We start from the raw sequence: 11747 nt of genomic DNA, 5'->3' as shown, positions 1-11747 counted from the left end.
CCCCATGCCGAACTCAGAAGTGAAACGCCGTAGCGCCGATGGTAGTGTGGGGTCTCCCCATGCGAGAGTAGGGAACTGCCAGGCATCAAATAAAACAAAAGGCTCAGTCGAAAGACCGGGCCTTTTGTTTTATCTGTGGTCTGTCGGTGAACGCTCTCCGGAGTAGGACAAATCCGCCGGGAGCGGATTTGAACGTTGCGAAGCAACGGCCCGAAGGGTGGCGGGCAGGACGCCCGCCATAAACTGCCAGGCATCAAACAAGTGAAGAAGCCCATCCTGACGGATGGGCTTTTTTGCGTGTGCGCTGGACTGAACGTATTTTGCAGGCCTGGGCACATTGCCGGATGCGGCGTGCTGCCTTATCCGGCCAGTAAAAGCTTGTCCTGCTACCCGCGCACGAGGTTGAGTAACGGGTACGGTTGTCCGAGATCGTCCACTTCTGAACGTCCCGTCACGTTAAAGCCCATCTTCTTATAAAACCCCACCGCTTGATCATTTTGTTCGTTAACGTCAGTCGTCAGTGTCGATGCTAACGATAAAGCATGTTCAATCAGCAGCTTACCGACACCGCTACCGCGCATATCCGGATCAACAAACAGAGCATCTATATGCTGTTCGGTCAGCAGCATAAATGCGACTGGCTCATCCTTTTCAGTTACCGCAACCCAGAGCGGAGCTTCTGGCAAAAACGAACGTACCAGCTCTTCCAGCTCAGTTCGGTAATCAGGTGAGAGAAAATGGTGCGTGGCATCGACTGAACGACACCAGATGGAAACTAACTTCTCACCTTCATCCCGGCGTGAACGACGAATGGTCAGAGCCATAGCATTCTCCTTTTATATTTACTGCACTATTCTACAGCAAGGAACCGTGAAACTTTCTCAACTTGAACATGCAAGCTCGACATTCACATGATTCCTGGGTATCTTCAGCTATCTGGATGTCTAAACGTTTAAACGTATGTAGTGAGGTTATCAGGTTATGCCAATTCGCGTGCAGGACGAGCTACCCGCCGTCAGTTTCTTACGTGAGGAAAACGTCTTTGTCATGACGACATCCCGCGCTTCCGGCCAGGAAATTCGTCCACTGAAGGTACTTATCCTCAACCTGATGCCAAAGAAGATTGAAACGGAAAACCAGTTCCTGCGTTTACTGTCGAACTCCCCCCTGCAGGTGGATGTTCAGCTGTTACGCATTGATGCCCGCGAGTCACGCAACACGCCAACGGAACATCTGAATAACTTCTACTGTAATTTCGAGGATATCAGCGATCAGAACTTTGACGGATTGATCGTGACCGGTGCGCCACTGGGCCTGGTTGAGTTTAACGATGTGGCATACTGGCCGCAGATTAAACAGGTGCTTGAATGGGCCAAAGATCACGTCACATCGACGCTATTTGTCTGTTGGGCGGTACAAGCCGCACTGAATATTCTTTATGGCATTCCAAAGCAAACCCGCACAGACAAACTCTCTGGCGTTTATGAGCACCATATTCTGCATCCTCATGCGTTGTTGACGCGTGGTTTTGATGATGCCTTTCTGGCTCCGCACTCTCGCTATGCCGATTTCCCTGCTGCACTTATCAGGGACTACACCGATCTTGAGATCTTTGCGGAAACAGAGGAAGGGGATGCCTACCTGTTTGCCAGCAAAGATAAGCGTATTGCATTCGTGACGGGCCATCCGGAATATGATGCCCACACATTGGGGAGTGAGTATTTTCGTGATGTAGAGGCGGGTTTAACACCGGAAGTACCGTATAACTACTTCCCAAAAAATGATCCGCAAAACAAACCGCGAGCGACCTGGCGTAGCCATGGCAATTTGCTGTTTACCAACTGGCTCAACTATTACGTCTACCAGATCACGCCATATGATCTGCGTCACATGAATCCAACGCTGGATTAATCTTCTGCGGTAAACGATCCTTAAGCGTTTCAGCATGTTGAATCAGGCACCTTCGGGTGCCTTTTTTATTTCCGAAATGCACTTCACGGTGTAATTAATTTTTATTTTTATTGTTATCAATAAGTTAACATATAATTAAATTAAAAATGGAAATTGTTTTTGATTTTGAAATTTAAATGGGTAGTCTTAGTTGTGCTGAACGAAAACCGCACAACGATCCTTCGTTCGCATTGGGGATGTGTTTGGATCAATGACGAGGAACTATGCAATGAATCAACAGGCAACAACAACCGATGAACTGGTCTTTACCAGGCCGTATGGCGAGCAGGAACAGCAGATTCTGACTGCAGAAGCGGTGGAATTCCTGACCGAGCTGGTGACCCGATTTACGCCAAAACGCAATAAACTTCTCGCCGCACGAATTCAGCAGCAGCAGGATATTGATGACGGTAAGTTGCCTGATTTTATTTCGGAAACAGCTTCCATTCGTGAAGGTAACTGGAAAATTCGCGGTATTCCTGATGATTTACTGGATCGCCGTGTAGAGATCACCGGGCCTGTTGAGCGCAAGATGGTGATCAACGCGCTGAACGCCAACGTTAAAGTCTTTATGGCTGACTTTGAGGATTCACTGGCTCCCGAGTGGAGCAAAGTGATCGACGGACAAATCAACCTGCGCGATGCGGTAAATGGCACCATCAGCTACACCAACGAAGCTGGCAAGATTTATCAACTGAAGCCCGATCCAGCGTTATTGGTTTGTCGTGTACGCGGCCTGCATCTGCCAGAAAAACACGTCACCTGGCGTGGAGAAGCGATCCCTGGCAGCTTGTTCGACTTTGCCCTCTATTTCTTCCACAACTACAAAGCGTTGCTGGCAAAAGGTAGTGGTCCCTATTTCTATCTGCCAAAAACACAGGCCTGGCAAGAAGCGGCCTGGTGGAGCGAAGTATTCAGTTATGCAGAAGACCGCTGTAACCTGCCGCGCGGTACCATTAAAGCCACGCTGCTGATTGAAACGCTGCCGGCCGTCTTCCAGATGGACGAAATCCTGCATGCCCTGCGTGACCATATTGTGGGACTCAACTGCGGTCGCTGGGATTACATTTTTAGCTATATCAAAACCCTGAAAAATCACCCAGACCGTGTTTTGCCTGACCGTCAGGTGGTGACGATGGATAAGCCTTTCCTCAGCGCCTATTCACGTCTGCTGATTAAAACCTGCCATAAACGCGGCGCCTTTGCGATGGGCGGAATGGCCGCGTTTATTCCCAGCAAAGACGCCGAGCGTAACAACCAGGTTCTGGCCAAAGTAAAAGCCGATAAATCGCTGGAGGCCAATAACGGTCATGACGGGACCTGGGTTGCACACCCTGGGCTGGCTGATACCGCGATGGCGATTTTCGATGAGGTACTGGGCGATCACAAAAACCAGCTGTTCGTGACCCGCAATGAAGATGCCCCGATTACCGCAGAACAGCTGTTGGCACCGTGTGAGGGGGAACGCACCGAAGAAGGCATGCGCGCCAATATCCGCGTTGCCGTGCAGTACATCGAAGCGTGGATCTCAGGCAACGGCTGCGTACCGATTTATGGCCTGATGGAAGATGCAGCAACGGCTGAAATTTCACGTACTTCCATCTGGCAGTGGATCCACCACCAGAAAACGCTCAGCAACGGCAAGCCGGTCACCAAACCGCTGTTCCGCCAAATGCTGGCCGAAGAAATGCTGGTGATTCAGGACGAACTGGGCGAGCACCGCTACAGCAGCGGGCGTTTTGATGATGCCGCGCGCCTGATGGAGCAAATCACTACATCCGACGAGTTAATTGATTTCCTTACGTTACCGGGCTATCGCCTGTTGGCCTAACTCACCACATAACAATATGGAGCATCTGCACATGAAAACCCGTACTCAACAAATCGAAGAATTACAGAAAGAATGGACACAACCGCGCTGGGAGGGCATCACTCGCCCCTATAGCGCGGAGGAAGTGGTGAAATTACGTGGCTCGGTTAACCCGGAATGCACGCTGGCGCAACTGGGTGCCGCGAAAATGTGGCGTTTACTGCACGGTGAGTCGAAGAAAGGGTATATCAACAGCCTCGGCGCGCTGACCGGTGGTCAGGCGCTGCAGCAGGCGAAAGCGGGCATTGAGGCGGTCTATCTTTCTGGCTGGCAGGTCGCGGCGGATGCCAACCTGGCGTCCAGCATGTACCCGGACCAGTCACTGTATCCGGCGAACTCTGTCCCGGCGGTGGTGGATCGGATCAACAACACTTTCCGTCGTGCGGATCAGATCCAGTGGTCAACCGGCATTGAGCCGAACGATCCGCGCTACGTGGATTACTTCCTGCCGATCGTGGCCGATGCTGAAGCGGGTTTTGGTGGCGTACTGAACGCGTTCGAACTGATGAAGTCGATGATTGAGGCCGGTGCAGCGGCCGTTCACTTCGAAGATCAGCTCGCATCAGTGAAAAAATGCGGCCATATGGGCGGCAAAGTGCTGGTGCCGACCCAGGAAGCTATCCAGAAACTGGTAGCCGCTCGCCTGGCGGCTGACGTGATGGGCGTACCGACACTGGTGATTGCCCGTACCGATGCCGATGCGGCAGATTTGATCACCTCCGACTGCGATCCGTATGACAGTGAATTCATCACTGGTGAACGCACCAGTGAAGGCTTCTACCGTACGCATGCGGGTATTGAGCAGGCGATCAGCCGTGGTCTGGCGTATGCGCCGTATGCGGACCTGGTATGGTGTGAAACTTCCACGCCGGATCTCGAACTGGCTAAGCGTTTTGCCGATGCGATCCACGCTAAGTACCCTGGTAAACTGCTGGCCTATAACTGCTCGCCGTCATTTAACTGGCAGAAAAATCTGGACGATAAAACCATCGCCAGCTTCCAGCAGCAGCTGTCTGACATGGGCTATAAATACCAGTTTATTACCCTGGCGGGCATCCACAGCATGTGGTTCAACATGTTCGACCTCGCACATTCCTATGCGCAGGGTGAAGGCATGCGTCACTACGTTGAGAAAGTTCAGCAACCAGAATTTGCGGCGGCCAAAGACGGGTATACCTTCGTTTCCCACCAGCAGGAAGTGGGGACGGGCTACTTCGATAAAGTGACGACCATCATTCAGGGGGGCGCCTCTTCAGTGACCGCATTAACGGGCTCTACCGAAGAATCGCAGTTCTGATCAATGCCCGGTGGCGCTGTGCTTACCGGGCCTACAAAAGAATGTAGGCCGGATAAGCGAACGCGCCATCCGGCATGACGTTGTGCCGGATGGGAGAAATCGATGTCGCGTGGCCTGGAATTACTGATTGCTCAAACCATCCTGCAAGGCTTTGACGCGCAGTATGGTCGATTTCTGGAAGTGACCTCTGGCGCGCAACAGCGTTTTGAACATGCCGACTGGCATGCTGTTCAACAGGCGATGAAAAGTCGTATCCACCTTTACGATCATCATGTGGGTCTGGTGGTGGAACAACTGCGCTGTATTACTAACGGTAAAAGTCCCGACGCGGGTTTTTTACTTCGCGTGAAAGAGCACTATACCCGGCTATTGCCGGACTACCCTCGCTTCGAGATTGCGGAGAGTTTTTTTAACTCCGTATATTGTCGGTTATTTGACCACCGCTCGCTGACTCCTGAGCGGTTGTTTATTTTCAGCTCTCAGCCGGAACGTCGATTTCGCACTATCCCACGCCCGTTGGCGAAAGATTTTTTCCCCGATTCTGGTTGGGAATGGCTGCTCACGCGTGTCCTCAGCGATCTCCCTTTGCGTTTGCCGTGGCAGAACAAACAGCGAGATATCCACTACATCATCAGGCACCTGACAGAAACCTTTGGCGGGGAGGTGTTGTTGCGCTGCCATTTGCAGGTGGCGAACGAGTTGTTTTATCGCAACAAAGCCGCCTGGCTGGTAGGGAAGCTCATTACACCTTCGGGGACGTTGCCCTTTCTATTACCGATACACCGTACTGATGAAGGCGAGTTGTTTATCGATACCTGCCTGACCACGACGGCAGAAGCCAGTATCGTGTTTGGTTTCGCCCGCTCCTATTTTATGGTTTATGCGCCACTGCCCGCAGCAACGGTGGAGTGGCTACGTGAGATCCTGCCCGGCAAAACCACCGCTGAACTGTACATGGCGATTGGCTGCCAGAAGCACGCGAAAACGGAAAGCTATCGTGAATATCTGCTCTATCTTGCCGGGAGCGATGAACAGTTTATTGAAGCGCCGGGCATTCGCGGCATGGTGATGCTGGTGTTTACACTGCCGGGGTTTGACCGGGTCTTTAAAGTCATTAAAGACAAATTTGCACCGCAGAAAGAGATGTCAGCTGCCCATGTTCGGGCCTGCTATCAACTGGTAAAGGAGCACGATCGCGTCGGTCGGATGGCGGATACCCAGGAATTCGAGAACTTTGTGCTGGATAAACGGCAAATCGACCCGGCGTTGATGGCGCTGTTGTTACAGGAAGCACCGGAAAAAATTACCGACCTCGGCGATCAGATTGCGATTCGCCACCTGTATATCGAACGGCGGATGGTGCCGCTGAATATCTGGCTGGAGCAGGTCGAAGGCCAGCAACTGCGTGATGCCATTGAAGAGTATGGCAACGCGATTCGCCAACTGGCGGCGGCCAATATTTTCCCCGGCGATATGTTGTTTAAGAACTTTGGCGTTACCCGTCACGGGCGGGTGGTGTTCTACGATTACGATGAAATCTGCTACATGACGGAAGTGAATTTCCGCCACATCCCACCACCGCGTTACCCGGAGGATGAGATGAGCGCAGAGCCGTGGTACAGCGTGTCGCCGGGTGATGTCTTCCCGGAAGAGTTTCGCCACTGGCTATGTGCCGATCCGCGTATCGGACCATTATTTGAAGAAATGCACGCCGAGTTATTTAGCGCCGACTATTGGCGGGGTCTGCAAACGCGGATCCGTGAAGGACATGTGGAGGATGTTTACGCTTATCGGCGAAAGCAACGGTTTAGCGTAAGGTTTGCATGATTCTCCGTAGGCCGGGTAAGGCGTAGCCGCCACCCGGCAACCCCATCTTAACGAAACCCGCCGTACGCCAGTGTCACCTCTTTTGCTGCTTTGATAGCCAGTGCGCCAAACTCGGTAACGCGGTCGTCGGTAATACGTGAGATTGGCCCTGAGATAGAGATGGCGGCGAACGGCTCGCGGTGCTCGTCATAGATGCACGATGCCACGCAGCGCAAACCCAGCGCATGTTCTTCATCATCAAACGAATAGCCACGTTTACGTGTTTGCGCGAGATCTTCTTTCAGATGGACGGGAGAAACCAGCGTGGCGTGAGTGTAGGCGTGTAATCCTTTTCGGTGCAGCAGGCCGGTAACCTGTTCTTCGCTCAGTTGGGATAAAAACGCCTTACCCGCGCCAGAGGCGTGCATCGGCAGTTTGCCACCGATGGGCGCGGACATACGCATCAGCTGGGTACACTGAACCTGATCAATAATAATGGCCTGATGGTCGCTCTGATCCAGCACGGCCAGATTTACCGTCTCACCAGAGTCTTCCATCAGCTTGCGCAGAATCGGGTGGACAATCGCCAGCAGGTTGCGGCTTTGCAAAAAGCTGCTGCCAACAATAAACGCGTGTGCGCCGACGGCCCAGTGTCCTAATTCACCCACCTGGCGGACAAAACCCTGCTGCTGCATGGTGGTCAATAAACGGTGCGTGGTGGAATTGGGCAAACCGGCCTGTTGCGCCAGCTCGGTCAGCGCCACGCTGCCGTTGGATTCCGCGATCCATTCCAGTAGTTTCAGACCTCGGGTCAAAGACTGAACCTGCCCGGTTGCAGGCGTAGTAGTGGCAGCGGGTTTTCTACCGCGTTTCGCGGGGACAGTGGCAACCATGGCAGACTCCTTTTCTGTATCGTGGAAATCATTTTCGTTTTATTCGATTATAATGCAAGAATTCCTGCACTGATCGGATGAGTGAAGCTGAACATGTCTCATGTTGCCCGTTGTTTGCTTTTCCGTCTCTCAGGTTTGTGCCAGTATGACCTGTTGAGTTTTTTTCGGTCTGGTTGAGCGTTGTCGGGAGCGAGTGTGAGCAGCAAAGTTGAACAATTACGTCAGCAGTTAAAAGAACGTATTCTGGTATTGGACGGCGGTATGGGCACCATGATCCAGGGTTACCGTCTGAGTGAAGAAGATTTCCGCGGCGAACGCTTTGCCGACTGGCCATGCGATCTAAAAGGCAACAACGACCTGTTGGTGCTGAGCAAGCCGGAGGTGATCACCGCGATTCATAACGCCTACTTTGAAGCTGGCGCGGATATCATCGAAACCAATACCTTCAACTCGACGACCATCGCTATGGCGGATTACCAGATGGAATCCCTGTCGGCGGAAATCAACTTTGCCGCTGCGAAACTGGCGCGCGCCTGCGCGGATGAGTGGACGGCCCGTACACCGGAAAAACCGCGCTACGTCGCTGGCGTGCTTGGCCCAACCAACCGCACGGCATCTATCTCGCCAGACGTAAATGACCCGGCTTACCGCAATATTACCTTTGATCAGCTGGTGGCCGCCTACCGCGAATCCACCAAAGCGCTGGTGGAAGGCGGCAGTGACCTGATCCTGATTGAAACTGTTTTCGATACCCTCAACGCCAAGGCGGCGATTTTTGCGGTGAAAACAGAATTTGAAGCACTGGGTGTTGAGCTGCCGATTATGATCTCCGGCACCATCACCGATGCCTCCGGACGTACGCTCTCCGGCCAGACTACCGAAGCGTTTTATAACTCGCTGCGCCACGCCGATGCGCTGACCTTTGGTCTCAACTGTGCGTTAGGCCCGGACGAGTTGCGCCAGTACGTACAAGAGCTTTCACGCATTGCCGACTGCTATGTCACCGCGCACCCGAACGCCGGTTTGCCAAACGCCTTCGGTGAATACGATCTCGACGCGGACACCATGGCGAAGCAAATCCGTGAATGGGCCGAAGCGGGCTTCCTTAACGTGGTGGGGGGGTGCTGCGGTACCACACCAGAACATATTGCCGCGATGAGTCGCGCGGTTGATGGCTTACCACCGCGCCAGCTGCCGGAAATCCCGGTGGCCTGCCGTCTTTCTGGTTTGGAACCGTTGAATATCGGTGACGATAGCTTGTTCGTTAACGTTGGTGAACGTACCAACGTCACCGGTTCTGCCAAATTTAAGCGACTGATTAAAGAAGAAAAATACAGTGAAGCACTGGATGTTGCCCGTCAGCAGGTGGAAAGCGGCGCGCAGATTATCGATATCAACATGGATGAGGGGATGCTTGACGCCGAAGCGGCGATGGTGCGTTTTCTCAACCTGATCGCCGGGGAACCGGATATCGCCCGTGTACCGATTATGATCGACTCCTCGAAGTGGGAAGTCATCGAAAAAGGGCTGAAGTGCATTCAGGGTAAAGGCATCGTTAACTCCATCTCGATGAAAGAGGGGGTTGAAACCTTTATCCATCATGCGAAGCTGCTGCGTCGCTACGGCGCCGCGGTGGTGGTGATGGCTTTTGATGAGCAGGGGCAGGCCGACACCCGCGCGCGTAAAATCGAGATCTGCCGTCGGGCATACAAAATTCTTACCGAAGAGGTGGGTTTCCCGCCGGAAGACATCATCTTCGACCCGAACATCTTTGCCGTCGCGACCGGTATTGATGAGCACAACAACTATGCTCAGGACTTTATCGGTGCGTGCGAAGACATCAAACGCGAGCTGCCGCATGCGCTGATCTCAGGTGGCGTCTCCAACGTCTCATTCTCGTTCCGCGGCAATGACCCGGTGCGTGAAGCTATCCACGCCGTGTTCCTCTATTACGCCATCCGTAACGGCATGGACATGGGGATTGTGAACGCCGGGCAACTGGCGATTTACGACGACCTGCCTGCCGAACTGCGTGATGCGGTTGAAGATGTGATCCTCAACCGTCGTGACGATGGCACCGAGCGTTTACTGGATCTGGCTGAGAAGTATCGCGGCAGCAAAACCGACGACACCGCCAATGCCCAGATGGCGGAATGGCGCAGCTGGGAAGTGAAAAAACGCCTCGAATACTCGCTGGTAAAAGGCATTACTGAATTTATTGAGCTGGATACCGAAGAAGCTCGCCAGCAGGCCGCGCGCCCGATCGAAGTTATCGAAGGGCCGCTGATGGACGGCATGAACGTGGTCGGCGATCTGTTCGGTGAAGGCAAAATGTTCCTGCCGCAGGTGGTGAAATCCGCCCGCGTGATGAAGCAGGCGGTGGCCTACCTCGAACCGTATATTGAAGCCAGCAAAGAGAAAGGCTCCAGCAACGGCAAGATGGTCATTGCCACCGTGAAAGGCGATGTACACGACATTGGCAAAAATATCGTTGGCGTGGTGCTGCAGTGTAACAACTACGAAATCGTCGATCTTGGCGTGATGGTTCCCGCGGAGAAAATCCTCCGAACCGCGCGCGAAGTGAATGCCGATTTGATTGGTCTTTCCGGACTGATTACTCCGTCACTGGACGAAATGGTCAACGTGGCGAAAGAGATGGAACGTCAGGGCTTCACCATTCCGCTGCTGATCGGCGGCGCGACGACCTCGAAAGCGCACACGGCGGTGAAAATCGAGCAAAATTACAGTGGTCCGACGGTCTACGTGCAGAATGCCTCGCGCACCGTGGGAGTTGTCGCCGCGCTACTGTCTGATACCCAGCGTGACGACTTCGTTGCCCGTACACGTAAAGAGTACGAAACCGTGCGTATCCAGCATGCGCGTAAAAAACCGCGCACCCCACCGGTAACGCTGGAAGCGGCGCGTGAAAACGATCTGGCCTTTGACTGGGAAAACTATACCCCGCCGGTGGCGCACCGTCTGGGCGTGCAGGACGTGGAAGCCAGTATCGAAACGCTGCGTAATTACATCGACTGGACACCGTTCTTTATGACCTGGTCGCTGGCTGGAAAATATCCACGTATCCTGGAAGATGAAGTGGTGGGCGAAGAGGCCAAACGGCTGTTCAAAGATGCCAATGACATGCTGGATAAATTGAGTGCTGAGAAGACGCTGAACCCGCGTGGCGTTGTGGGTCTGTTCCCGGCCAACCGTGTCGGCGATGACATCGAGATCTACCGTGATGAAACACGTACGCACGTGCTTAACGTGAGTCATCATCTGCGTCAGCAGACGGAGAAGGTCGGTTTTGCTAACTACTGCCTGTCCGATTTTGTGGCACCGAAAACTTCCGGCAAAGCGGATTACATTGGTGCCTTCGCCGTCACTGGTGGTCTGGAAGAAGACGCGCTGGCGGATGCTTTCGAAGCGCAGCATGACGACTACAACAAGATCATGGTGAAAGCGATAGCCGACCGTCTGGCTGAAGCGTTCGCGGAATATCTGCATGAGCGGGTGCGTAAAGTCTACTGGGGCTATGCGGCGAATGAAAACCTCAGCAACGAGGAGCTGATCCGCGAAAATTACCAGGGGATTCGCCCGGCACCGGGCTACCCGGCGTGCCCTGAGCACACCGAGAAGGCGACTATCTGGGAACTGCTGGATGTGGAAACGCACACCGGGATGAAGCTGACCGAGTCCTACGCCATGTGGCCAGGTGCATCGGTCTCTGGCTGGTATTTCAGTCATCCGGACAGCAAGTACTACGCCGTGGCGCAAATCCAGCGCGATCAGGTTGAAGACTATGCGTTCCGTAAAGGGATGAGCGTGGCGGAAGTTGAACGCTGGTTAGCGCCTAATTTGGGGTACGACGCCGACTGATTCACAAAACTGTCATCTTTCTTTACAACAAACAGGGCACTCAATGAGTGCC

At 53.4% G+C, this 11747-nt stretch carries 7 protein-coding genes; 5 read left to right on the top strand and 2 right to left on the bottom strand.

The window, feature by feature from the left end; all coding sequences use genetic code 11:
- Positions 1 to 386: 386 nt before the first annotated feature.
- A complete protein-coding gene (locus ACLJXE_RS20570) occupies positions 387 to 824 on the bottom strand; it encodes an acetyltransferase (RefSeq protein WP_410751869.1) in 438 nt (145 codons plus the stop codon).
- Between the two features lie 157 nt (positions 825 to 981).
- Here ACLJXE_RS20570 and metA point away from each other — a divergent pair, with 157 nt between their 5' ends.
- The 4 genes from metA (at position 982) to aceK (ending at position 6944) form a co-directional block, all read left to right on the top strand.
- On the top strand, positions 982 to 1911 hold the full coding sequence (gene metA, locus ACLJXE_RS20565) for a homoserine O-succinyltransferase MetA (RefSeq protein ID WP_271441888.1): 930 nt from the start codon (positions 982 to 984) through the stop codon (positions 1909 to 1911).
- 268 nt (positions 1912 to 2179) lie between these two features.
- Complete coding sequence (aceB, locus tag ACLJXE_RS20560; protein WP_410751868.1) at positions 2180 to 3781, top strand: malate synthase A; 1602 nt, start codon at positions 2180 to 2182, stop codon at positions 3779 to 3781.
- Between the two features lie 31 nt (positions 3782 to 3812).
- On the top strand, positions 3813 to 5117 hold the full coding sequence (gene aceA, locus ACLJXE_RS20555; protein WP_003826506.1) for an isocitrate lyase: 1305 nt from the start codon (positions 3813 to 3815) through the stop codon (positions 5115 to 5117).
- A 102-nt stretch (positions 5118 to 5219) separates the two neighbouring features.
- Positions 5220 to 6944, top strand: a complete 1725-nt coding sequence (aceK, locus tag ACLJXE_RS20550) for a bifunctional isocitrate dehydrogenase kinase/phosphatase (protein WP_286627849.1) — start codon at positions 5220 to 5222, stop codon at positions 6942 to 6944.
- Positions 6945 to 6991: 47 nt separating this feature from the next.
- On the opposite strand, the gene iclR is transcribed toward aceK, so the two are convergent.
- The gene (gene iclR / locus ACLJXE_RS20545) at positions 6992 to 7816 is read right to left on the bottom strand and encodes a glyoxylate bypass operon transcriptional repressor IclR (protein WP_137381219.1); all 825 of its coding nucleotides are present in this window, start codon (positions 7814 to 7816) and stop codon (positions 6992 to 6994) included.
- 195 nt (positions 7817 to 8011) lie between these two features.
- Between iclR and metH the strand changes: the two genes are divergently transcribed.
- A complete protein-coding gene (gene metH, locus ACLJXE_RS20540) occupies positions 8012 to 11695 on the top strand; it encodes a methionine synthase (protein WP_410751867.1) in 3684 nt (1227 codons plus the stop codon).
- The last annotated feature ends 52 nt before the right edge of the window (positions 11696 to 11747 follow it).

The sequence above is a fragment of the Citrobacter sp. U14242 genome, assembly GCF_046555775.1.
Taxonomy (GTDB): domain Bacteria; phylum Pseudomonadota; class Gammaproteobacteria; order Enterobacterales; family Enterobacteriaceae; genus Citrobacter.
This window is presented reverse-complemented; position numbering and strand designations above follow the sequence as displayed.